The organism is Algoriphagus limi, assembly GCF_024919275.1.
GTDB lineage: Bacteria > Bacteroidota > Bacteroidia > Cytophagales > Cyclobacteriaceae > Algoriphagus > Algoriphagus limi.
Genome location: NZ_JANWGH010000001.1, coordinates 1,115,684 through 1,140,810 on the forward strand (window position 1 = coordinate 1,115,684; position 25,127 = coordinate 1,140,810).

The window sequence follows — 25,127 nt, forward strand, 5'->3', positions numbered from 1 at the left end:
TATCTCCGGCCTTTCCCAAAACTATTACGCATTATCTAAGTCTATTCGCCTGTACGCTTACAGGTATTTAATCCTAATGGCTTGTATAATGGACAAAATCCAACGAAACTAGTTAGGGTAAAAACAATGCCCACAACCAGCGCAATTATTCCTATTGTTCCTACAAGTACTTCTGAGAAGTATAACCCGATTAACACCGCTGCTATAATAAGTCTAACAGCTCTATCGGCATTTCCCATATTTTTTTTCATGGCCTATTGGGTTAAAAGATTGGAAATGAATTAAAATAACAGCTTGAAGGTCAGGAATTTCCTATGGCAATACCATGACAAAAGTCACAGATAGAAGTGATTTTCAGAATTCTGCAAAAAATTCTTTTACAAAATCAGAACTCAGCACTAAAAAGATTTCGAAGCCCAATAAAAAAATCTCAGCTCATCAATTCTGTCTTAATCAAAATATCTTCCTCCAAAGTTCGATGGACAGGGCACCTATTGGCGATCTCAAGCAACCTTTGTCTTTGATCGGAATCCAAATCTCCCTCCAGTGAAATCCTTCGAGTAAACTGACTTACCTTAGATTCGGATTTTTCTGAATGTTCGGAATCTTCCCGGTGAACTCGTTCATGATTTAAATAAACAGTCACTTCCTTAAGAGGCCATTTTTTTCGCTCCGAATACATTTTTAAAGTCATCGCCGTACAACTTCCCAAAGAAGCCATTAAAAAATCATATGGGGTTGGACCTAAATTTTTTCCTCCCACGGCAATCGGTTCATCACCAATTAAATGGTGATGTGGGGTTTTTATTTCTGTGGTATAGCCATCCCCGGCACTTAGCCTCACCATAACAGGATGACCCTTAGTTTCATTCTCTTTCTTTGGACTCACCGGCACATATCGAGTGCTCCAAGAAGCCACAAGCTGACCAATGTAGATTGAATCTGTATCCTTGGAAATCAAATGATCAGCTCCGTCCAATGAAACAAAACTTTTCGGGTAAAATGCCGCTTTATAGATTTTCTGAGCATTTTCTATTTCCACCACTTCATCCTGAGGAGAATGCAAAATCAAAATGGATTTCTTAAGTCCTTTTAGTAAAGCCTTTAAAGGTTCTTTTTTAAGATCCTTTACAAAATCATCCCCGACAAAAAAGGGCTTCCCTCCTATTGAAACAGGAGTTTTTCCTTTAGGGAAATTTTCGACTTCCGAATTTATAGAAAGCGCTTTGACATGGTCAGGATCTGCAGGGGCACCAATTGTCACCAATGCAGAAACAGAAGGAATAGTAGCGGCTGCATGCAAAACAGCCGTGCCCCCGAGAGAATGCCCCAACAATAATCTAGGGGCTTCATAATGCTCTTCCAAAAAGGTCGAGGCATCTATCAAATCCGAAATACTGGAACTGAATTCTAGGTTAGAATCACTTTCTTTCTGTGACCTTAAACCTGTAAAATCAAAACTTAAAACCGCAATCCCTTCATTGGATAAAGCCTTAGAAATCAAACTGATGGCTGAAAAATTTTTAGAACACGTGAAACAATGCGCGAAAACGGCAAAAAATAAAGGCTGGCTATCGAGGGGATGATACAAATACCCCTTTAAGTTGATGCCTTTTCGATTTTTAAAAATGATTTCTCTGGGGTCCATAATGGTTATTTTACCATCTCTACTTTAATATTTTCCAGATTAATCTCTGATAACAACTCTAATTCACCTCTTTCATAAAGATCCTGCATCTCTTCAACTGGGGTATCTTTATTTTCAGGTTTAAGATTCAGATAATTCTGAAAACGGATTCCATCCACCGTTTGAGCAGAACTCACTTCCCGAAAACGAATTCCTCCTCCGTCAGTGTGGTAACTGTATGCCATATAATCAACAAAAGAAGTCCCCGTGTGAATCCAATAAAGAAACTCATCATCAAAATCATCTCCGCCTCCTTCTTTTTGGAAAGTAACTTTGATTAGATGGTAAGGCTCACCTTTTAATTCGGTTTGTCCCAAATATTCCTTGATTACTGCTGGGTCATTTAGCCCATAAGGCAAAAAGGCAAAATAGGCAACAGAATTTACCGATCGGGAAAATGCTCCTATCCGCTCCTCAGTTAAAGTATCGATGGGAGTTCCATTTACCGTACGAAGAAATCCCTCATTATTTAATACATCCCGAACGAAACCAGTAGAATCCGAAAACTCTCGAGAATACTCATATCGATTGGGGCTTTTGAAAATTTGATAGTGGAAATCCCTGAAATCAAAATCAATTCTAGCTGACTCATAGCGCTTTCCTCCATGTGCCTCAATTGCATCATCAACGATTTTTTCAGCTTCTGTTCTAGGTGAACAAGCAATTAACAAACCCAAAAAAAGGATTAATAATGTATTGATCTTCATTAGTTTAGAAATTTAAATTCAAAGTTATCATAGAGGTAATCTGCTCTCAAATATAATTTTTCTCCAGCTTCATTTATCCGATAACTCTTTCTTGTTCTATAAAAGGTAAAAGGCGAAACTTGATTGAAATCTATATTTTCCACCAAACTTCGATGGTCGCTCAACTGTACTTCATTTCCCATCATTTTTTTTGAAACCGGATCAAAATAATACCACCAAATATCACTTCCTTCTCCGTAATCAACTCGAACCACTGCTGCCTCACCCATAGGAGTTTGACGGATTCCCTCTGAAATAAATATTGACCCCTCTTCTTCCAACAATTTCCAAGGTTGGGCAAAAGCATAATAGGCTGCATCAAAATCCTTTTTTTTGGAAGCCAAAAAGTCTGTATTTTCTATCGAATTGCCGGCAATGGAATAATGCGTTTTATTATTTGAAAAAGAAAGCACATGTTCCACAGAGTCTTGAATCCAAGTTACCTTTCCAGAAAATTCAGGTTGGAAAGAAAAGCTGATTAGTTGATCAGTTTCTTTTTCTATAGAACCATCCTCAAGCAAAAGCTGTGTCCATTTTCTGAAAGAAATTTCAGCTAAATCATCCCAACTTTCCTGACCACCATGCGCTTCAATTGCCTCTTCAATGATTTTTCTTGCATCTTTTTGCTCCTTGGGTTCACATCCCCAAAAAGAAATAAAAAAGAGCACAATAAGACTACCGACAAACTTTTTGAAATACATACTCTCCGATAACTTTTCTTTAAAAATAGGGAAGTAATCCCAAGCAAGAGCTATTAAAAGCAATGCATATTCCAAGAAAAGCCAAACTACACTCTCTTCAACTGGTGACTTACCATAAGCCTGATAAGAAAATATCAAGGAAAAACTCCAAACAAGAGGCGCGATTCGATTGGTAAATAGACTAATTCCCAGCAAGGGCAGTACATACCATGGATGAACGACAGGCTGAAACAAAAAATACAGCATATAAACTGAAACCCAAAGATCGATTAAAGGTATTAATCGCTGCGGTTTGTGTTTTATACTTAGATAAAGAATAAGGAAAAAAGTTATCCCGGATAAAATTTTGGTCAAGTAATAGATCGTGTTGTAACCTTCAATCCAATACCCGATTTCTCTTCCCAGATAATAAATAGAAGCATTGAATTCGAATTTCCCCTGATATAGCTGAAGCGTTTGAATAAAATTCCCCCAAGCATCTTCCCAAATCAATGGCAAAAAAGAAATACTGATTGCTAGGATAGCACCCATCCAAAAAAACGCATGAGCCCGAGTTCGTCTAAATAAAAACAGGGATGGAAGAAGAATCAACGGAAGCAATTTCGTGCTCACTGCAAGCCCCCAAAATGTACCCGCAAGGTATTTATTATGCCGAGTCAAAGCCCAAATAAAGGCGAGAAGGAAGAAAAGAACCAATCCCTCAAAATGAAGATTCCCAATAATTTCTTGAATCACAAAAGGATTCAACCAATAGAAAATCACTCTTCTAGCTGGAATGGCTAAATGCCTGAACACTCTCAAAAACAATAAAAAAACACCTATTTCACCTCCCAATAAAATAAGTCGAAGGGCGATAATCCCATTTTCTATATCTCCATTGGAGAAAAAAGAAGCAGTTGCAAAAAGCAGCTGATTTAAAGGAGGATAGACCGAGAAATAATCCGGTGAATTCAATAAAGGGAGGCTCTTTTCAAAAAACCGAGTAGAATCGTCCAATTCTTCATTGAGCATCCATTGATTTGGCGTGAACTCATACGGATTCTCTCCTGAAAGCACAACTTCTCCGTCCCAGAGAAATCTGGCATAATCTTCCGACCAAGGAGGAGTCACATTAAAAAGAAGTAATCTTAAAAAAAGTCCGAAAATGAAGACTCCTATCCAATTTTTTAATCCTTTCCATTTCCAGAATAAGCCGAGCATTCCTGAGAAACTGAGAATGTATACTGGAAGGATTAATTGGAAATTTTCTCGGGGGATTTGATAGGCTAATAGAAAATTAGCTCCAATGAGGAAAAAAATAAAAACTGCGATTAGTATATGCTTATTCCCTTCTTTCACAAGCCTAATTGCTTTCGGAGCCATTCATCCTCTACTCCGTTTTTGGTCCAGTAATCTATCTGCATTTTCTCATTTCGTGTAGCAATAGACCGTTCCTCTCTACCACTTGGACTTATTCGTATTTCTTCCCAACTCACAATTTCAAATGGAAAAGTTTTGATGAATTGAATCTTTACTGTTCGATTTAATTCAGGATATTCAATCACAAATTGGTTGGTCTGTTGTCCCAATTCCTCCAAACTAATCTTTGCTCTATAAGCCTTAAATGGAATATGGGCAAAACGCTGAAAAGTCAAGGATGGAATTAAGCGAACATCTCCTTGAGGCACTAATTCCGGACTCAAACGGATTAGATTAAAAATCTCATCTTCGGATGGAGCATCCACCTTTAGCTCCTGATCTCCCTCAGACTCAAAATAAGAATAGAGCTTGACTTGATAAGCTGCATTTTTCCAGTTCAATTGAGCGAAGGTTTGGCCGCACCATTCCGAAACCAAATGAGTAATCTTAAATGATGGAACTTCATCTTGAACGGGTGTAAATACCGACAACATGGTATGATATGGGTAAATACCTGTGACGAAGTCCCGGGTCATATTCAGCTTAAGGACTTTTCGGGCATCTCCTCCAGCACTTTCCGGTTTATCTAATTTTACCTGTTTTCTTCTAGAAAAATCCTCCGTCACAAAAATCATTACTGATTTTCCCTCCCGTTCCTCGCCATATCGGCTTTGCTTCAAATCAAAAACATTAATCTCTGCTTTTCCCTGATACCAATAGGCACCGAATTGTTCTTCATCAATACTTTCTCGGGTATTGGGACCACAGGATGTAAGTAAAACGGACAATAAAAAGGCCGATAGGACAAAATGAGTTAATCTCATAAATCAATGGGGATCAGGCTTTCCAATATTTAAAAATGGTCAAAATAATTTTATATCCTGCACCAAATACCCCTTTTACTGTTCCACTTACCTTAGACACTCCGATTCGCTTACGATAGGTCACGGGTACTTCCAAATATTTCAGCCCTTTTTGATGCGCTTTGATTTGCATTTCAATGGTCCAACCGTAATTCTCATCCCTCATCCCTAAGTCGAGAAGTTTATTCCAGCGTATTGCGCGAAAAGGACCTAAATCTGTGTATTTCGCCCCTTGAATCCATTTCATCAAAGTTGTAGCCAGCCAATTTCCAAAAACCTGAGGCAAAGTCATGGAGCCATTTTCTCTTTTTCCCAAAGCTCTCGAACCAATTACCATATCAGCCTTAGCTTCTACAATTGGTTGAAGGAGCAATTCCATTTCCTCTGGATAGTCGCTGTAATCTCCATCCAAAAAAACGACTACATCTGGTTGGATTGATTGGCTCTTGATCCAATCCATCGCAGTAAGACAGGCTTTTCCGTAGCCTTTCTGTCCTTCAAAAACTACAATTGCACCTGCTTTTTGGGCTTCTTCAGCTGTAGAGTCCGTAGAGTTATTGTTCGCAACGACTACATGCCTTACCCAATTTGGAATATCCCTAATGACCTTGGGAATTGATTTTTCTTCATTAAATGCGGGGATGATAACATCCACAATAAGTCCTGACGACATGGATTTTACTTTCCTAAACTATATGATCGAAATGAGGTGATAAATACCAACCCATAACCAAAGGCTAGCATAGCATGAAAAGGCAAAAACAAAAAATATTCATACCGGAAAGCCAGTAAAACCATAATGAAAAATACCAAAGAAAGCCCTCCTTCTATCCAAGTGGTCAAAGGCATAGAAAACTTCAGGTATCGATTGGTTTTAAGATTGGATTTACCAGACTCCAAATTGAATTTTGGTGTGCGAATAAATGGTGATTTTTTACCACTCAGCCCTTCCCAAACAGCCTGGGCATTATGCAATGCCATACCCATGGAAACGGATAGAAATACCGGAAGAATCAAAAGGGACTCTACCAAACTCGCCCAAAATCGTTTTCTAGAATAAAGATGTGAAACAAAATATACTAAAGCGATGATAGCAAAACCGAATAAAAATAAACCTGCTATTTGAGTCCAGGAGGAAGAAAACCCATTCAATCCCATCCAAGCAACTCCAATACTTGCCAAGCTTACCATCAAAATCACCAAAAAAATACTGCTATTGAATAAGTGAGCAACAGCATGCAGTTTTGTCTTTAGTGAGAATTTAGAAGAAAGTACAGATTGCGCATGTTTTTTAGCACATTCGGCTCCACCCTTGTTCCAGCGAAACTGCTGAGATTTGATGGCTGACATGATCGGTGGAAGTTCAGCAGGAGAGTGAATCTCCGGTCTATAAACGAACTTCCAACCTTTCTTTTGAGCCCGATAACTCAAATCCAAATCTTCTGTCAAAGTATCGTCTTCCCAATTTCCAGCATCCACAATACAAGTCTTCCTCCATACGCCACCAGTTCCATTGAAATTGATAAAAGCTCCCAATGTATTTCTTCCTACCTGCTCAATGGTAAAATGAGCATCCAAAGCAAAAGCTTGTAGACGAGTCAATAAAGAATGCTTTTCATTTAAATGGGTCCACCGGGTCTGCACCATCCCCACATGGTCATTTTGAAAGTATGGAATTGTCTTTTTCAAAAAATCCGAAGTTGGAAGAAAATCAGCATCAAAAATGGCTATGAAATCCCCTTTAGCTACGGCTAGCCCTTCTTTAAGTGCCCCTGCCTTAAATCCTTGTCGATCAGAACGGTGAAGGTAAACGAAGGGAAAACCAGCGTATTCTTTGATTTTTTTCTGAATCAAATCACTTGTTTCATCTGTACTATCATCTAAAACCTGGATTTCTAGCCTATCTAGCGGATAATCTATCTTTGTTACAGCATCCAAAAGCCGCTCTGCGACATACAATTCATTAAAAATCGGCAATTGAACAGTGACTCTTGGCCATTCAATTGGATCAGAAGGGATTCTTTCACCTGCTCTTTTTGATTTCCAAAATCCCAAAAGCAAATGCCCCAAAGCAAGACTGTATCCTAAAATGATCAACATTCCGAGGATATAAAGAGCCAATAAACTATAAGAAATTATCTCAGGCATTTACTTTTATTGAATCATTGCCAATAATGATAGGCATGTCATTGATTCGGCCTTCTTCAGGACCATTTTCTAATTTCAGTACTCCTCTTGGACACACAGCCGAACAAACTCCACAACCAACGCAAGAGGATCGGACGATATTCTGACCACGCTGCGCATACCAACGAACGTCAATTCCCATTTCACAATAGGTAGAGCAATTTCCACATGAAATACACTGCCCTCCATTGGTTGTGATTCGAAATCGGGATTTAAATCGCTGCACCAATCCTAAATAGGCAGCCAATGGACAACCAAAACGACACCATACTCGGTTCCCCATAAAAGGATAAAATCCTGTTCCCACTACTCCAGCAAAAGCAGAACCTATAAAAAAGCCGTAAAAAGAATGCAGCTGATTGGTCACATTACCCAATAAACCAAAGGAAGAAAAATAATTAGCAATGGTCAAAACTGTCATTACTACTGCCAAAACCAAAACTGAGTGGATTAAATATCGCTCGATTTTCCATGACTTTACAGACTTATCTGAAAGTTGCCGGTATGGATCACCAACAGTTTCTGCCAAACCTCCGCAACCACAAACCCAGGAACAATACCATCTTTTTCCATAGAAATAAGTAAATAAAGGAACTCCAACTACAATTAATAATATGCCCCAAACAAGCATAAACATCCCTATCGCACCCGATTGTGTCAGGCTCTCAATTCTGTAATCGTAAAAGAAGGTATAATCAAGAGGCCAAATATTCTTAAAGTCAAAATAGGGCTGATTCAGTAAGACCAATATTTCAGGAATCAAAAAGGCAAAAGCCGTCTGAAAGAACATCACAGAGATAGTTCGAACTTGCTGGTATCGATTTCCTCGATACTTTCGAAACATCCGAATTCCCATTACCAAAATCGCCAACGTATAAATCAGACCATACAAAAACCATTGGCTAGCAGGATTACCGGATAATGTCAAACTGATTGGTTCTACCATCCAAACCAGATTCACCATGTAGGCAGGGAACAAATACAAAACCACATAAAACAATATCAAGTAGCTTCCTGTCAAAATACCCAGCCAACCTTTGTTTTTCATAGGGGAATGAAAAACCCCATTGTTTTTAATTCCTGTAGGCTCATTTTTATAAAGAGGAAGGATATAAAGGAGTCCTCCTATTAAAGCCAAGCCAATACTCAGAAAAAGAAATAATCCAGGGTTTCCTTTTATGGGACTTATTACAGCAGCTTTTGCTAAAGGAAAACTATAATCATCCCAAATGACTTGATCCCATTTACTTTCCGCTTTGAGAACATCGTTATATCCTGCCATCAAGTCATTGTACTCTCCTACAAAAGCAAATGAGCTTGAATATTCCTTCTCAAACATCGGACTTAGAATAGATCGCATTTGATCCTGGTGAATATCTTTAACATTTGAGACCATCTGATCTTCAGAAAGCTGATACTCCCCTAAAAAAGGAATGACGGTAAAGGCAATCAATCCAATCAAAAAGAAGAATATTCCTAATCTTTGGGTCAACTTCATAGCTTTGCCGAAAATAGTTTTTGAATGAATGATCTCTTATTCAATTTCAGGGTTAGCCCTTTTTCCTTTGCATAGGCTTCCTGAATCGCTTGGATATACGGAGCGAAAAATTCCGGATCGAAATTGGCCTTATCCAAATTTTCAATCACTTGATTTCCTGTCCATTTTTCACCAATTGCCTGATCGAAAAAAGGATGGCTTAGTCGAAAACCAAAATTATTAATCCCAACAATTTGATCTTTGGAGTTTGTCAACATTCTAAAAGAGACTTTTCCTGAAACATGCTCCCAATAGAAACTGTGGTATTCTTGCTGAGTCCAATCAGCAGGAACATGGCCATAGGTTTGATATTCTATATCCAAGAATTTGGCAGAATTAAACCAAACTCCTGGCTTATAAGGTACCGGTTCATTTAATAAATTATGGGCTAATGTTTCACCATGCATCCTACCTGTGTACCAAACTTGCTCGATTTTGCTTCTTCCCTCAGCAGGTGATTCATGAAATTCTGCACAATCTCCAATCGCGAAGACGTCAGGAATATTGGTCCTAAAAAATGAATCAACCAAAATCCCTCTATTTGTTTGAAGTTCTGTATTCTTTAAAAACCCAATCTTTGGTGTCACACCTGCGGTTAAACCCACAAATTGGCAAGGAATCTCCTCCCCTTTACTTGTCCTAACAGCTCGAACCTTTCCCGATTCATCCGATAAAATTTCTTCAAGCTCAGTTTCCAATTTGAGCTCCATGTGATGTTCAAGAATATGCCTCCCCACTAATTCTGATTCTTCTTTCGGAAGAATATTTCTCCAAAAACCAGTTTCGCGAACTATAAAAGTGACCGATATACCCTTGTAGGCTAGCATTTCGGCCATTTCTATTCCAATCAATCCTCCCCCAACAATCACGGCATGATTGACATCTGAGGAAGTGTTTTGTTCCATTAATTCCAGATCCTGTTTAGAGTAGAGACCTTGAACTCCTATCAAATCCTGACCAGGCCAACCGAACTTATTAGGCTGAGAACCAGTAGCTAAGACTAATTGATCATAAGCTAGTTTCTCACCACTTTGAAAGTGTAATTCTTTCCCTTGGAAATCTACTTTTTCAACCCATCCTTCTTTTAGGTCTATTCTATTTTTTCCCCAAAACCAATTTTCATAAGGCTGAGTGTGCTCGAATTTCATATGGCCCATGAATACATACATGAGCGCTGTACGAGAGAAAAAATATTTGCTCTCTCCAGAAATCACTGTAATTCTCACCGAATTACTTTGCTTTCGAAGATGTCTTGCGCAAGTGATTCCAGCTATTCCGTTCCCGAGAATGACTATGTGTTTGGAGTTGTTCATGAATGAAAGAGATTCTCAAAGATAATCTATTCATTAAGACTCCAGTCATAATCCAAATGACTGATTCGAGCATTCGTTGAAATGCGTGTTTGACTATACTTATTAAGGAAGTCTATCAAGCTTCCTTTTTTGGTAAAATCACCTTTAAACCAAGAAAAAATCGAAGAAATTTCTAGACGATCCCTGCTTATCTTATTTCGTTGGGAATCATTGATGAAGCGCTCGGTCACAAATTCCAATTGTTCTTCCAGTTTTTCAGGAACAAAAGCCTGATTTAATAATGGCGGACAGGAAACGGAAGCACAATTTATTGCAAAATGAATCCGTGGCTCTTCAAATTCTTTTCTGAGAATACTGTGCTCAATTTCATCCAGACTGGTTTTCCGACCATTGATTTCAAAAAATTCATAATGCCAGACATCATTTACTAAAGGGATTTTGAGTTTTGGCCCCAAGTCTCGGATACTTTTTACAGGATAATTGTCAACAATTAATTTGACAGTGAAGGCATTGTAAGCATTGATCCAATATGCCAGTTGCTCAGCCTCAGTCCATGAATTTCGATCAGGAGCATTAGCGCTCAAGAGGTCTAGGTAAGTTTCCAGTTTAGCTTTTTCTTGGATAAACCCTTTGTAATCCACCATTCCATTTGGCTTTACATGAGCATTCAACAATTCATCCCAAAAAGTATGGTCTGGAGGAGTAGATCCTTGGCCACCTAAACTAGATTGGCCACAGGAAAAAAGAAATGTTGACAAAATGAAAAGAAATGCAAATGGAAATTTCATGGCCTTTCGAAGATTATAATTGCCTGTTTTGAAATAATCACGAGTTGATTTTTCGGAACCGATCAGTAAACCTTTTCTCCTTTTTCTAGCCAAATGGACCAGGCTAAATTGTAAGTATGAACTCGGGTTGTTTTTCCTGATTGGTCATAGACGTTTCTTCCATCATTGACCCATTGAAAAATTCCACCATACAAATTGTAAACTTGAAATCCCTTTTCAGTTAGCTTCTTACCGATATCCTGCGATCTTGCTCCCACTGTACAATAAACCAAAACAGGTTTTTCGGGATCCAATTGATCAAGCTGGGACATTGAAAAATTATCATACCCTACATTTATTGCACCTTCCAAATGGCTTACTTCAAATTCTTCCTTTTCCCTTGTATCTAAAACCTGAAAATCAGCCAAGCTTTTGATTTCTTTAGGTTTTAAGACAGGAAATTCCTCATCATAAAGGCCATTTAACAAGGTCTTGTATGCAATAGATTGAGCTAAAAGTGATTGCCCTAAAACAAAAAAAGTGGCAATAAGACACAGTCGAATGACCCGTGAATTCATTTTTTTGATCATAGGGAGAAAACTGGAAAAATCTAAAGAAGGTTCTTAAGAAGCGTAAAAATCAGAAAGTCTTGCCAAAGCTCGCTTATCCTTAATGATGATTTTTTTACCCTCAAACTCGATAAGATTGTCCTTTTTAAACTCAGAAAGCAATCGAATTACTGACTCTGTCGCAGTACCCACAATTCCGGCTATTTCTTCTCTACTCAATACCAAATCAATTTTTTGAGATTCATCACCTTCTACTCCATAGCTACTTGCCAAAAACAGAAGTGTATATGCCAAACGCTCACGAATACTTTTTTGTGTTGCATCTGTAAGCTTTTCCTCCATGATATTCAATTCATGGCTCAGTTGCTTCGTGACTCTTTTGAAGAATGGCGTATTGCTGAAAAGGGTATTTAAAAAAGCTTCTCTTGGGATAAAACAAATCTTCGCATCCTCAACAATCATCGCTGAGTTGGTGTAATTCTCCTCACCAAGTAAGGCCGAATAACCTAGGAAATCACCACTTTTTGCCAGGTGAATGATTTGGTCTTTTCCATTGGAAGCAGTCTTATAAACCTTTACTACTCCGGAATTAATACAGAAAATCCCAAGAGGCTTTGTTCCTTCATAATAAAGGATCTGCCCTTTACGGTGAGAGATTAAATTTTTATTTGTGGAGATCGTACAGATATGAGTTTCTGAAAGATCAGCCAAAAGCGAATGTTTACGGCTAGCGCAAAGTTCACAGGGAAGATTATGTACTGTACTCGACATAGCGGGGTATTTCTTATTGCCTAAAAGTTAAAAAAAGAATGAGGAAAATCATAGAAATCAACTACAAATTGGTGGTTTTGGGACATCTTTTTCTTGTGAAAATTTATTCTCTGCTTCATGATATTGGAGAAAAATATGACTAAATCCATTAGAAAGGATAAGAAAAGAAGATTTCAATTGATGGTGATAAACACTTGCTTGCTCTAAGGTTTTTTGGTTAATGGGAATTTTCGGGGCTTTGCATTCAATTAAAAGGTAGGGATCTCCCAACTGATCTCGAATCAATACATCGGTTCTCTTTTGTAAACGATTATAAATCAGACCCTTTTCTGTTGAAATCAAACCCTTGGGGAAACCGTGCTTTCCCACAAGAAAATGTATCCAATGCTGCCTTACCCATTCTTCCGGTGTAAGTACCAGATCTTTTTTTCTTACCGAATCAAAAATCCACAGTTTATCTTCTTTCCAAGACAATCTTGGATTGAAGCTAGGCAAATTTAAAGGTGGAAATTTCTCCTCAAATTCTTTTTGATTCATGCTCAAAGATGAATCATTGATTTGATTTTAAAAAGCTAAATAGGGGCTCAATTTGTCAACCCATTCTTTCTCAAAAATTTTAATTTTTAATAAATCTTCAGGACCCAAAAAAGCTCCATGCTGATTTCGAAAGGCAACCAACACTTTTGCCTGTCCATAACTTACATAAGGATGTTTGGCTAATTCAGTGACATCGATAGTATTGATAGGCACTTTACTTTTAATTTTCCCATCAAACTCAAAATATTCCCAGACTCGATTAGCTACTTCAGGTTTTACCCCATAGACATCAAGCAATTGATCAGGTTTAAAAAACCCTCCTAATGCTTGCTCAAATTTGATGATTCTTCCAGCTAGGCTTGGTCCTATTCCTGGTACAATCTGTAGTGTTATCGAGTCCGCCTCGGAAAAAGGTATACGCTTGATACCCGAAATGGAAAAAGAAGCGGTATCATTCGGAATCTGGATCGGATACGGAGACTCCAGTAAAACAAAGCCCTTATCTGCCAAACTATCTACTAAAAATTGTATTTCGCTTTCTATTTCAGCGTCAGAGTAAGCTTTCATTCTCTGAAAGATCTGGGGCATAAAAGCCAATAGGGCCAGAAGTGGAACCACAAGAAGAAATCCTCTAGACTCCTTTCTTGAAAAACCGAGTTCACGCTTTAGGTGGTAAAAAATTCTCGACAACATTCACAAAATAGATTTATTCAATAACGTATAAGTTAAGAATATTGGAATTCAATTCAAAAAATCCGGAACTTTGCAACTCCTTAATTTAGACAGTTTCTAAATTAACTCTTAGATGACTTAAATCACAAAATTGGGGAAGTTGTCTATTAATTTTGCATTGCAAGAAAAATTCCATGCAGGTAAAGTTCAACGCATTTAGTTTATCACACAAAACTGCTCCAGTACAGATCCGTGAATTGATTTCCTTGGATGACCAAGCGATTCACAGTATCCATCTAAAACTGAAAGAAATCTTCAATCTATCTGAGGTGTTGATTCTTTCTACCTGTAATCGTACGGAGGTTTATTATTCCCATGAAGAAACCATCAATGAAGAAATCATCAAATTGATCGGTTTAGAAAAAGGGATTTCCGATGTAGAAAACTATTTGGAGTATTTTGAACTTTTCCAGAATGACTTAGCAGCCATTGAGCATTTGTTTAGAGTTTCTGTAGGACTAGAAGCTCAAGTGGTTGGTGATATTCAAATCGCAAATCAAGTTAAGCGAGCTTATCAAACATCCGTTGATTTGGATATGGCCGGACCATTTTTGCATAGGCTCATGCACACAGTCTTTTTTACTAATAAGCGGGTAGTGCAAGAAACTGCTTTCCGTGATGGTGCGGCATCTTTGTCTTATGCCACAATCGAACTCATCGAAACAATCACTTCTAATACTTATCAACCAAGAATCCTTTTGATTGGCTTGGGAGAGATTGGAGAAGATGTAGCCAAAAACATGGTTTATCTTCCGGATTCGAAGGTTATGATTTCCAATAGAACCATTTCTAAATCCGAAGCTATTGCCGCAGAAATGGGTTTTGAAGTAATTCCTTTTGAAAATGTCGAAGAAGCGATAGATGAAGCAGATGTGATTGTTTCATCAATTCAAAGGAATGAACCATTCATAACAAAGGAGCTTATAAGTCAATATAATATTCAGTCCTATAAGCTTTTGGTCGACCTATCAGTACCAAGATCTATTGAAACTTCTGTAGAGGAAGTTCCAGGTGTTATCTTATATAATGTAGATAATATCCGGAGCAAGGCTTCAGAAGCGCTTGATAATAGACTAGCTTCCATCCCACAGGTTGAAAATATTATTACCGAGGCTATCCGGGATTTCCAAGATTGGAAAAAGGAGATGATGGTATCTCCTACTATTAACAAGCTAAAGCAATCGCTGGAGCAAATCCGTCTGGAAGAGCTTTCTAGATACATGAAAAATGCCAGTGAGGAGGAATATGCAGTGATGGACAAAATCACCAAAAGTATGATGCAAAAAGTCCTCAAAGTTCCAGTGATTCAATTAAAGAATGCTTGTAGAAGAGATGAGGCTGAGGAAATGATCGAAATTATATCAGACATCTTTGATCTTGATCGAGTTAAAACCGATAAAAACTAATATTCAATAGCAAAAAGAAAAAGACCAAGGAATCCCCATTCTTTGGTCTTTTTGTGTCTAAATGATCCAGTTCGATGCAAACAAAAGACATCTTAAAAAACCTATTTTCCCTGTCTTTTATCCTTTCAGCTACACTTTCTTGGGCTCAAACTTGGGAAGTGTATGATGCAGAACTGAATCTTAAAAACAGACTTCTTTATCAGGACATTACTCTTTTGAGCGAAGATGTACGAATTGGAAAAACGGAGGAAGGTTTTTTTCTATTGAATTCTAACTTCGAGAAGTCTGTCTCACTTGAAGGAAAAGAAATCTACCAGTATTTAGCTCCTTGGATTTTGGTAAAGAATGAATCTGGAATTGGAGCTTATCATGAATATGGCCAAAAAGTCCTCGAACTGAAATACGATGAAGTAGAGGTGTTTTTTAATTTATTATTAGCCAAAAAAGGTAATGAATACTGGGTTTATGAGCGCGGAAAAGGAACTACTCGTTCTTTGGGAATTCTTGAAGAAGCTTATATAGGAAGCCGAGGACAAGTCATCACCAAGCGAAATGGTCAGTACTTCCTTCCCCTTACATCGATTTCACACCAGGCATTTGACCTAATCCAAGACCATGGAGGAGATTATTTGTTAGCAAAAAATCAGAATGGTTACGGCCTGATCAATATGGAAGGAAGGATCGTTCTAGACTTAGTTATTGATACACTCCTTCATACTCGAGGAAATTTTTACTATGGCTTCGATGAGGACCAATATCTTTTGGTTGAGGGAGATCCGATCAAGGCCAATGTTCGTTACAACAGTTTCCATAAAATTACTTTTGAGGATGGATTAATGCTGGAATATATCCATGGGAAACTTCGGCGAATAATGAAGGAAGACGGGATCCTATTGGATGATGTCGGAATGACCGAGGTGAAGCTTTTAGAACAAGACCTTTATTCAATCAAATATCGAGACGATAAATTAGGCCTTTTAGGAAGAAACGGTTGGCTCGTCACTCCCACTGATAGTATTGCAGAAATAAAAAAGGGGTCAAGCGGCTTTTTCCCTGCATTATCCCTAAATGGAAAGTGGGGGTTCATAAACTCAAATGGTGAATGGCTCATAGCACCTGGTTTTGAAGGAGTTCAGGCTTTCGAAAATGAGCACGCACCATTTCGAAGTGGAAATTATTGGGGATTAATTGATAAATCCGGGAATAGGAAAATTTCTCCGGAATGGGAAGAAATCAATATTACTAATGATGGAATTGCTCTAGCTAAAAAATCCGGCAAAATCTTTTTACTCAATACACAGGGAAACCAAATTGATGAAGAAGGATTCGAAAAAATCTGTCGACTCCCTAATGGTTTACTCCTTGCAAAAAAAGGAGAAAAGACTGGACTTATTTCGAATAATGGTGAGGTTAAATTATCACCAATTTTTGACCGGCTAATCCCTGAAGGACAGTTTGGATATCAAGCTAGCAAGGATGGGAAATCAGGTTTAGTTTCTGAAGAAGGCGAAAACCTAATCCCAATAGCTTATGAGGCTATTCTCTATGATGAATTTGAAAATTTGATTTTGGCAAAAAGTGCTTATGAACCAATAATTTTAATAGAAGAAGAAAGCAGCAAAAAGAAAAGAAAAAAGGGGCAATAAGCCCCTTATTTTTTATCTGATTTTCCTTTGCTGGAATCTTTATTCTCGGTATCCGAATTGGCAATAGAGTCCCTCATCGAAGTATCTGATTTGATATTTTCCATTCGATAATAATCCATCACTCCTAATTGACCGGATCGGAAAGCTTCAGCCAATGCTAAAGGAACTTCTGCTTCTGCCTCAATTACTTTCGCACGCATCTCTACAGTTTTAGCACGCATTTCTTGCTCCAATGCAACTGCCATGGCACGTCTTTCTTCAGCTTTTGCCTCTGCCACTTTTAAGTCAGCAGAAGCCTGATCGATTTGAAGTTTTGCACCGATGTTTGTTCCGACATCTATGTCCGCGATGTCAATGGAGAGAATTTCGAATGCTGTTCCTGCATCCAAACCTCGCTGTAATACTAGTTTGGAGATTTTATCAGGATTTTCTAGTACACTTTTATGGGTATCTGCGGAACCAATGGATGTTACGATCCCCTCACCTACACGAGCTAGAATAGTATCTTCGCCTGCACCACCCACTAATTGAGCGATGTTCGCACGAACCGTCACTCTTGCTTTGGCAATCAACTGAATACCATCCGCTGCGACCGCTGCGACGCTTGGGGTATTAATCACTTTTGGATTTACACTAATCTGAACTGCTTCAAACACATCTCTACCAGCTAGATCAATAGCCGTAGCCTGCTTGAAGGACAAATTAATATTCGCCTTGTCTGCTGATATCAATGCCCTGATCACATTAGGGACATTACCTCCAGCCAGGTAGTGGGTTTCCAATTCATTGGTAGTCAATTGAAGACCTGCTTTGGTAGCTGTAATCAATGAATTGACAATGACGCTTGGAGGAACTTTTCGAATTCTCATCCCGATCAATTCACCTATTCCTACACGGACATTGGCAAATTGAGCCGTAATCCAAAGATTTACCGGAACAAAATACAAGAAGATAAATAGTAGTACGATGCCTGCAAATGCGGCAACCAAAATGAACATTGAATTACTTGGATCCATAATTTATTTAACTAAAACTCGATTATCATCTATTCTCATAATGGTCACTTCAGAATCGACAGTTATAAACCCAGACTCTGATTTAACCTCATAAATTTCATCTTGAAACATCGCCTTTCCATAAGGCTTAATATCGGAGATAGCCTTCCCCATCATTCCGACTTGAAGATTTACAATTCGATCATCGTAAGTTCCACCTTTAAGTGAGGACTTCAATGAGAATTTGTCCCAAACTCCTGAACGGAATCCATAAATAATAGCAGCTAAATTCAAAACCACTGCTCCTGAAGTAATCCACCAAGCTACATCTGAGGAGAAGGTTAAAAATGCATAAGCGACTCCTGCCAAGCTAATTACCAATCCGAATATTCCAACGACCGTGGTGCCAGGAATAAACAATACCTCAGCCAACAAAAGAATCAGGCCAATCCCCAGTAAACTTGCTAAAATTAAAACCGACATAGATGGATTATCATAATCAAACTAAAAATACAACAAAGAATGAAACTCTAAGCAGAAATACAGGATAAATACAAAGGTGTTCATAAAAAATGCCCGGCAGAACCGGGCATTGAATTAATAGGCTTTTGCAAAAAAGACTCTACCTTTTGAAGGTTTTCCTGTCAGGACACATTCCCCTTCCTCCTCTTTTTGATTTATCGGAATGCATCGAATAGTAGCCTTTGTCAATTCTTTAATTTTATCTTCAGTCTCACCTGTTCCATCCCAATGAGCTGAAATAAACCCTCCCTTATTTTCAAGCACATCTTTGAATTCATCCCAGCTATTTACTTCAGTAGTATGCTCCTCTCTGAATTGAAGTGCCTTATTATAAATAGTGTTTTGAATTTCATCTAACAGATCAAGGATTTTCTGTTCGATTGGTTGGCTACTAAGTTCGAATGTTTCTTTGGTAAGAGTGTCCCTTCTTGCAATTTCAACGGTACCATTTTCCAGATCCCTTGGCCCAATAGCAATTCTTAATGGAACCCCTTTCAACTCATACTCGGCAAATTTCCAACCCGGCTTATAAGTGTCTCTGTCATCAAATTTTACAGAAACCCCTACTCTTTTCAGCGCTCTTATAAATTCATTCGCTTTCTCAGTAATTGCTTTCAATTCTTCCTCTCCTCTGTAGATAGGAACAATCACAACTTGAGTTGGAGCTAGCTTAGGAGGCAAAACCAAACCATTATCATCAGAATGAGCCATAATTAAAGCTCCCATCAATCGGGTACTAACTCCCCAAGATGTACCCCATACATAATCCAACTTGCCATCCTTTGCAGCAAATTTCACATCAAATGCTTTTGCAAAATTTTGCCCCAAGAAATGCGAAGTTCCAGCCTGAAGAGCTTTTCCATCCTGCATCATAGCTTCAATACACAAAGTATCCTCTGCTCCAGCAAATCGCTCGTTTTCGGTTTTTCTTCCTCTGACGACTGGTAATGCCATGAATTCTTCTGCAAACTGAGCATAGACATTCATCATTTGCTCAGTCTCCTGAACAGCCTCCTCACGAGTGGCGTGGGCAGTATGTCCCTCTTGCCATAAAAATTCAGCAGTTCGCAAAAACAAACGGGTACGCATTTCCCATCGAACCACATTTGCCCACTGATTTACCAACAAAGGCAAGTCACGATATGACTGAATCCAATTTTTATAAGTGCTCCAAATAACTGTTTCAGAAGTTGGGCGAACTATTAATTCTTCCTCAAGTTTTGCCTCAGGGTCTACAATTACACCTGATCCATCATCTGCATTCTTGAGACGATAATGGGTGACAACTGCACATTCTTTTGCAAAACCTTCTACATGGGAAGCTTCCTTACTAAGGTATGACTTAGGGATAAATAGCGGGAAATAAGCATTGGTATGCCCCGTCTCTTTGAACATTCGGTCCAATTCAGCCTGCATTTTTTCCCAGATAGAATATCCATAGGGTTTTATTACCATACAGCCTCTAACCGCTGAATTTTCAGCTAGATCAGCCCGTTTAACCAATTCATTATACCATAAAGAGTAATCTTCGCTTCGCTTAGGTAGTCCTTTACTCATACCAGTTGATTTCGAAATATTTTGTGAATAATTTTGCTAAATTGAGCGTGGCAAATATAACTTAAAAAGAATAACCCTTCACTCAAGACCTCGTATATAGAGATAACAATCAACTTCAACCATGAAGAAAATTCAAATTATCATTTCATCTGTACTCATTGGGTCGGTGGCACTAACTTCTTGCTCCACTACGCAGGTAGCTAGTACCAACAATACAGACAATATGTATTTTATGGCATCCGATGCTAGGATTGCCAGTACGTATGCTGTACCAAATAATAATCCCGAAACTTTCGATCAAATTGAAAGTCTTCAGGATATCCCTGATGAAAGCTTCAGTAGCCGAAATGTAAACCCAGAATATCTGGCAAGATATTCTGCTGAAAACACGGAAACCGGTGATGAGGTAGTATACTTCGATGAATACGCAGAAAATAACTCTGGACAAGGAGATATTGATGCATACAACAATTTCCGAGTAAACAACAATGCTTCCTTTAATTCAGGATTCAATACTGGATTATCATTTAGCATGGGTTTTATGATGGGTACTGGTTTCAATCCTTGGATTCCGAGATTTTATGATCCTTTCTGGGGATTTGGTTGGGGACCTTCTTGGGGCTTCAGACCAGGTATTTCTGTCAATATTGGCTTCGGCTGGGGACTTGGAGGTTTCTACAATCCATTCTGGGGACCAAGATATGGTTGGGGAGGCTTTTATGATCCTTTCTGGGGACCTAGCTATGCTTGGGGTTACCCAGGTTGGGGAATGCCAATTTACCCTGGAAGACCAATTTATGTGCTTCCTGGAGGAGAATATGGTGACCGACGCTTAGTAAGAGGAGCTAGACCTACTCGAGGAGCGACTCTTGCAGGTGTAAGTTCAACTGGAAGTCGTGCTTCAGCAGTTCTTCCAAGTACTTCTAGAGCTCAGGCAAGAAGAGATGCTGTAAACAATAGAAGTTTGGTTTCATCTGATCGATCTCGAATCCCAGCAAGAGACTTCAGCTCAAGTCAATCAGATTATTATAATTCAGGAAGATCTAGAATTGCAAATTCAACAGCAACTAGAAACACCAGTTCAGCAGTATTAGACCGTTCGTCTTCTACTAGAAACAGAAGTGCTATGCCATCTGCAAGACCATCAAGCAGAACCATGGACAACGGAATGTACTCTCCTTCAAGAAACACCAATAGATATAATACTAGAACTGCTAGTCCATCATACAATAGAAGTTCTCCAAGTTATAACCGAAGTTCTTCTCCTAGCAGAAGTGGTTATGGAGGTACAAATTCGAGAACTTACACTCCAAGCAGAAGTAGTTCTCCTTCCCAAATGAGCGTGCCTAGCCGTAGCTCATCCGGAGGTGGTGGAAGCATGCGATCCTCTGGAGGAGGAGGTGTCTCAAGAAGTAGCGGTTCCTCATCAGGATCAAGAGGAGGTAGGGGAAATTAATTCCCCTTTTTTTTTGAAAAAAATATCCTTCTTGAGTCTCTTTTCGTTTTTCTAGTAGTTTAATTGAAATCAACATGAGGTATTTACTTGCTTTGTTTTTCCTTCTAATTGGAAATTTTGCCTTTAGCCAAAGCGGATATTTTGAAGATGCTTTGAGATTCAGTAGAAATATGCCAGCAGGATCTGCAAGGGTGATGGCCATTGGTGGCACACAATGGTCCTTAGGTGGAGATGTTTCAAATATTGCGGGTAATCCAGCTGGATTAGGCTTTTTTCGCAAATCAGAAGCATCCATTAGTCTAGGATATAGTGATTGGGGAGTTCAAACCCAGTTCTTAGGCCAAAATCGAAATTACAACACAACCAACTTCTCTGTCCCTAACCTATCTGTGGTATTTGCGAACCCAAAAGGAATATTAAATAATAGCGCTTTTAAAGGTGGATCTTGGGGGATCAGCATTCAGCGAATAGCAAACTTCAATTCTGAGTTTGGATATTTCTCTGATATTATTGGTGAAACATCCATTTTAGATTTCTACATCCAAGATTCCTTTGGTGTTCCAGAAAGCCAAATAGAATCTTTTGGAATTACGGGACTAGCTTATCAAAGCTATTTGATTAACCCTATATCAGTAGATGAAAATGGAAATACAATCATCAACCCGGACACTTATGATTCATTTGTTCTAGGGTTTCCTTTCCAAGATGAAAACGTCTACCAAGAAGGTTCTTCCAACCAAATCACTTTTAGCTATGGAGCGAATTTTCAACATAAATTTTTTGTAGGGGGAGCATTGGGAATTAGGTCGCTCAGTTATTTCTCTCAGAAAGTTTATAATGAAGAATTTATCGACGAACCTCTTTTCACTTCTTCCCTACGCGAAAACCTATTCATCAACGGCACAGGAGTTAACCTAAACATCGGAATCATCTACAAGCCGATTGATTACGTGAACCTTGGATTCAATTTCCAAACTCCAACTTGGTATGCCTTAAGTGAGGAATACGATTCGAATATTACTGCTGAATACAATAATTATTATTACGAACCGGAAGATATTACTCTTGGGACTCAACAAGCCTATTCTGACCTATTTGTCAATAATTTTCAATTAAACACTCCGCTTAGAATTGGCGGTGGAGGCACCGTGTTCTTAGGAAAAAATGGATTTATCTCCGCAGATATTGATTGGGTAGATTACAGTGCCGCCCGAGTTAATTCAAATAATTTTAATGAGGGTCCAGACAACGAAGCTATTCAAAGCCTATATACAAGTACAATCAATTATCGATTTGGTGCCGAAGGCAGAATAAACATGTTCTACGTCCGTGCTGGATATGCATACTATGGAGATCCTTTTGTGAGCAATTCTATAGACCGTAGTACCACACAATTAAGTGGTGGTGTTGGTGTGCGAGTAAAGAACTTTAATATTGATTTTGCACTAGTAAATCAAAAATTCGATTCAGTCTATCAGTCTTACCAATTTTTAGACTCGCAAAACAATAACATTGGTCCGGTAACCAACATTCAAAACAATATCTTCAATGGGATTTTGACCCTAGGATTGAGTTTTTAATTGATGAATCAATTCTGAAACAAAATACTCAGCGGAAAAATCAGATCCGCTGAGTTTTATTTTTGCTTCTTCGTAAAAAGGGCTTCGCTGAGCAATAAGATTTTTCAACTTCAAGGTAATTTCTCCGGCATCCATTCCTTCAAACATTGGCCGAATAGAAGCTTTTGAGTGATATAGTCGATTGGAAACTTCTTCGAGAGGAACATCCAAAAAGACGGAAATACCCAATTGATTTATTAGGGTCATATTATCATTAAAACAAGGGCATCCTCCTCCAGAAGCAAGCACAAAGGATTCATTTGAATTCAATACTTCCTCAAGAGTTTGAGTCTCCAAATCACGAAACTTACCCTCTCCATACTCTGAAAAAATATCAGAAATCTTTTTTCCGCTTTTTTGCTCAATCAACTGGTCTAAGTCTAAAAACTCAACATTAAGCTCTCGAGCTAACATCCTTCCAAAAGTACTTTTTCCTGCCCCTGGAAGACCAACCAAGACCACTTTTAACTGACTCATTGAATAAATAAATCTAAAACCTCTCCTGCATCCGGAGTATTGTTATGATGATATTTTGCCAAAACAGTACCATCCTTTAAAACCATGATTCCAGGATTGGATCGGATCATGGTTTTTACCACTGTTGCATCTGCCTGAAGCCCAACAATACTCCAGTTATTCAAAGAGATAAACGAATCGATTTCTTCTTGGGGAGCAGCTGCCATTAGGATGACATCCACTGGAGCATTTTCCATGGATTTAACTAGAGTATGAATAGCCTCAAGATTCTTATCATCAAATTTGGCCATACTTGGACTTAGGATTAAGACCTTATTTCCGGCAAAAACAAAATCTGTTTGGTCTCCTGATTCATTCCAAGCAGAAAAATCTGAAATCTTTGGAAGCGCATCAGGATTCTTCAAATTCATCTCAACAAATTCATAGCCTTCCTCTGTTGGATAACTGTCCAAAGTAACTGTCTGCCCATCCTTTTGCATGACATAGGAATATTGCAAAGTGGCAGATGGCTGCATGTTAGTCGGAATGTTTACACCTACTTTATATGCACGAAAATCAATAAATGGTAGGTTTCGAATTGCTGCTAGAGAAAGAACAAAACAAAGGATTCCAACAGTCCAAACTGTTCCTTTTGCGAGGCTTGAGGAACTAGTTGGAAGGTATTTTTGCAAAGCCAATATACCTACGATCATGATCGTCAAAACCACATCCTTATAAAAAGACTCCCATGGGGTAAGTTTGATCGCATCTCCAAAGCAACCGCAATCGGTCACTTTGTTGAAATAGGCCGAGAAAAAGGTAAGAAAAGTGAAAAACAGAATCATTAGGAATAACGCCCTAACGGTGAACTTGCTTCTGACTCCCAAAATGAGCATTACGCCGAGAACCACTTCCAATACCACTAGAAAGACAGCCAAATACAAAGCCAGAGGTTTTAAATAGTAGAAAAATCCAGCTATATCATTGGAAAAGACGTCAAAATACTCCTCCAACTTTATCGCTGTTCCTACTGGATCATTGACTTTAATTAGCCCAGAGAAAATAAAAAGTCCCCCAACCAAAATGCGGAGAACCCAAAGAATTCCTTTATTAATCATGGTGATATCCTAGTTTAATCAGACAAAAAACAGCATAATTGATCATATCCTGATAGTTGGCCTCGATACCCTCTGAGACCAATGTTTTGCCTTCGTTATCTTCAATCTGCTTGAGTCTAAATAGTTTCATGAGAATAATATCCGTCATGGAGCTGACTCTCATATCTCTCCAAGCCTCTCCATAATCATGATTTTTATTTTCTAGAAGACCTTTCGTTTTGGCTACCCACTGATCATAAATCGGTTCCAATTCTTCAAAAAGAATCTCAAGGCGGTCATCATTTTTCAAAGAAAGCTGAATCAACGCAATTAGAGAGTAATTGATAATACCGATAAAATCATCCTCAATTGGATCACTGATTTTTTGACTTCCTTTTTCCTGAACGGAACGAATCCGCTGCGCTTTGATAAAAATCTGATCAGTAATTGAGGATAAACGCATAATCCTCCAAGAAGTCCCGTAATCGATGGTTTTCTTCTGAAAGAGTTCTTTACAACGGTCGATTACTTCCTTATATTCGTTGCTGGTTTTAGTTTCCAATGG

General features: G+C 38.6%; 24 protein-coding genes. 4 read left to right on the forward strand and 20 right to left on the reverse strand.

Annotation, left to right across the window (positions count from 1 at the left end):
- Nucleotides 1-41: 41 nt before the first annotated feature.
- The 14 genes from NY014_RS04820 to NY014_RS04885 form a co-directional block, all read right to left on the reverse strand.
- Nucleotides 42-251, reverse strand: coding sequence for a YgaP family membrane protein (locus tag NY014_RS04820; protein WP_259413414.1), 210 nt, complete (start codon nt 249-251; stop codon nt 42-44).
- 179 nt (nt 252-430) lie between these two features.
- The gene (locus NY014_RS04825) at nt 431-1,648 is read right to left on the reverse strand and encodes a bifunctional alpha/beta hydrolase/OsmC family protein (RefSeq protein ID WP_259413416.1); all 1,218 of its coding nucleotides are present in this window, start codon (nt 1,646-1,648) and stop codon (nt 431-433) included.
- A 5-nt stretch (nt 1,649-1,653) separates the two neighbouring features.
- A complete protein-coding gene (locus NY014_RS04830; protein WP_259413418.1) occupies nt 1,654-2,394 on the reverse strand; it encodes a DUF6503 family protein in 741 nt (246 codons plus the stop codon).
- Complete coding sequence (locus NY014_RS04835) at nt 2,394-4,496, reverse strand: glycosyltransferase family 87 protein (RefSeq protein WP_259413419.1); 2,103 nt, start codon at nt 4,494-4,496, stop codon at nt 2,394-2,396. Before NY014_RS04835 ends, NY014_RS04830 begins: the two co-directional genes overlap by 1 nt.
- Nucleotides 4,469-5,356: a hypothetical protein gene (locus NY014_RS04840; RefSeq protein WP_259413420.1), complete on the reverse strand. Its 888-nt coding sequence runs from the start codon at nt 5,354-5,356 to the stop codon at nt 4,469-4,471. The genes NY014_RS04835 and NY014_RS04840 overlap by 28 nt, the downstream gene beginning before the upstream one ends.
- A 13-nt stretch (nt 5,357-5,369) precedes the next feature.
- Complete coding sequence (locus NY014_RS04845) at nt 5,370-6,068, reverse strand: glycosyltransferase family 2 protein (RefSeq protein ID WP_259413421.1); 699 nt, start codon at nt 6,066-6,068, stop codon at nt 5,370-5,372.
- 5 nt (nt 6,069-6,073) lie between these two features.
- A complete protein-coding gene (locus NY014_RS04850) occupies nt 6,074-7,543 on the reverse strand; it encodes a cellulose synthase family protein (protein ID WP_259413422.1) in 1,470 nt (489 codons plus the stop codon).
- On the reverse strand, nt 7,536-9,080 hold the full coding sequence (locus NY014_RS04855) for a 4Fe-4S binding protein (RefSeq protein WP_259413423.1): 1,545 nt from the start codon (nt 9,078-9,080) through the stop codon (nt 7,536-7,538). Before NY014_RS04855 ends, NY014_RS04850 begins: the two co-directional genes overlap by 8 nt.
- Nucleotides 9,077-10,432, reverse strand: coding sequence for an NAD(P)/FAD-dependent oxidoreductase (locus NY014_RS04860; RefSeq protein WP_259413424.1), 1,356 nt, complete (start codon nt 10,430-10,432; stop codon nt 9,077-9,079). The genes NY014_RS04855 and NY014_RS04860 overlap by 4 nt, the downstream gene beginning before the upstream one ends.
- Before the next feature lie 26 nt (nt 10,433-10,458).
- Nucleotides 10,459-11,220 carry a DUF547 domain-containing protein gene (locus NY014_RS04865; protein WP_259413425.1) on the reverse strand — a complete coding sequence of 254 codons (762 nt, stop codon included), beginning with the start codon at nt 11,218-11,220 and terminating at the stop codon, nt 10,459-10,461.
- Nucleotides 11,221-11,282: 62 nt separating this feature from the next.
- Entirely contained in the window at nt 11,283-11,777 is a 495-nt protein-coding gene (locus NY014_RS04870; RefSeq protein WP_259413426.1) for a rhodanese-like domain-containing protein, read from the reverse strand.
- Between the two features lie 45 nt (nt 11,778-11,822).
- A complete protein-coding gene (locus NY014_RS04875) occupies nt 11,823-12,539 on the reverse strand; it encodes a Crp/Fnr family transcriptional regulator (protein WP_259413427.1) in 717 nt (238 codons plus the stop codon).
- A 57-nt stretch (nt 12,540-12,596) separates the two neighbouring features.
- A complete protein-coding gene (locus NY014_RS04880; protein ID WP_259413428.1) occupies nt 12,597-13,076 on the reverse strand; it encodes a type I restriction enzyme HsdR N-terminal domain-containing protein in 480 nt (159 codons plus the stop codon).
- A gap of 27 nt (nt 13,077-13,103) precedes the next feature.
- Entirely contained in the window at nt 13,104-13,643 is a 540-nt protein-coding gene (locus NY014_RS04885; protein WP_259413429.1) for a ComEA family DNA-binding protein, read from the reverse strand.
- Nucleotides 13,644-13,942: 299 nt separating this feature from the next.
- Between NY014_RS04885 and hemA the strand changes: the two genes are divergently transcribed.
- Together hemA and NY014_RS04895 are read left to right on the forward strand one after the other, a co-directional pair.
- Nucleotides 13,943-15,214: a glutamyl-tRNA reductase gene (gene hemA / locus NY014_RS04890; protein WP_259413430.1), complete on the forward strand. Its 1,272-nt coding sequence runs from the start codon at nt 13,943-13,945 to the stop codon at nt 15,212-15,214.
- Between the two features lie 74 nt (nt 15,215-15,288).
- Nucleotides 15,289-16,860 carry a WG repeat-containing protein gene (locus NY014_RS04895; protein ID WP_259413431.1) on the forward strand — a complete coding sequence of 524 codons (1,572 nt, stop codon included), beginning with the start codon at nt 15,289-15,291 and terminating at the stop codon, nt 16,858-16,860.
- Between the two features lie 5 nt (nt 16,861-16,865).
- On the opposite strand, the gene floA is transcribed toward NY014_RS04895, so the two are convergent.
- From floA to proS, 3 genes are all read right to left on the reverse strand, one after another.
- The gene (floA, locus tag NY014_RS04900) at nt 16,866-17,876 is read right to left on the reverse strand and encodes a flotillin-like protein FloA (protein WP_259413432.1); all 1,011 of its coding nucleotides are present in this window, start codon (nt 17,874-17,876) and stop codon (nt 16,866-16,868) included.
- Nucleotides 17,877-17,879: 3 nt separating this feature from the next.
- A complete protein-coding gene (locus NY014_RS04905) occupies nt 17,880-18,338 on the reverse strand; it encodes an NfeD family protein (RefSeq protein ID WP_259413433.1) in 459 nt (152 codons plus the stop codon).
- A 114-nt stretch (nt 18,339-18,452) separates the two neighbouring features.
- Nucleotides 18,453-19,934, reverse strand: a complete 1,482-nt coding sequence (proS, locus tag NY014_RS04910) for a proline--tRNA ligase (protein ID WP_259413434.1) — start codon at nt 19,932-19,934, stop codon at nt 18,453-18,455.
- A 121-nt stretch (nt 19,935-20,055) separates the two neighbouring features.
- On the opposite strand from proS, the gene NY014_RS04915 reads away from it, so the two are divergent.
- Nucleotides 20,056-21,390 (forward strand): hypothetical protein, encoded by a 1,335-nt coding sequence (locus tag NY014_RS04915; protein ID WP_259413435.1) that lies wholly within the window; start codon nt 20,056-20,058, stop codon nt 21,388-21,390.
- 74 nt (nt 21,391-21,464) lie between these two features.
- Nucleotides 21,465-22,970, forward strand: coding sequence for an OmpP1/FadL family transporter (locus NY014_RS04920; protein ID WP_259413436.1), 1,506 nt, complete (start codon nt 21,465-21,467; stop codon nt 22,968-22,970).
- On the opposite strand, the gene NY014_RS04925 is transcribed toward NY014_RS04920, so the two are convergent.
- From NY014_RS04925 to NY014_RS04935, 3 genes are read right to left on the reverse strand one after another with little or no spacing between them, the layout of a single operon-like run.
- Entirely contained in the window at nt 22,953-23,486 is a 534-nt protein-coding gene (locus NY014_RS04925) for a shikimate kinase (protein ID WP_259413438.1), read from the reverse strand. The genes NY014_RS04920 and NY014_RS04925 overlap by 18 nt on opposite strands.
- On the reverse strand, nt 23,483-24,583 hold the full coding sequence (locus NY014_RS04930) for a BT_3928 family protein (protein WP_259413439.1): 1,101 nt from the start codon (nt 24,581-24,583) through the stop codon (nt 23,483-23,485). Before NY014_RS04930 ends, NY014_RS04925 begins: the two co-directional genes overlap by 4 nt.
- The gene (locus NY014_RS04935; protein WP_259413440.1) at nt 24,576-25,124 is read right to left on the reverse strand and encodes a DUF1599 domain-containing protein; all 549 of its coding nucleotides are present in this window, start codon (nt 25,122-25,124) and stop codon (nt 24,576-24,578) included. The genes NY014_RS04930 and NY014_RS04935 overlap by 8 nt, the downstream gene beginning before the upstream one ends.
- Between the last annotated feature and the right edge of the window lie 3 nt (nt 25,125-25,127).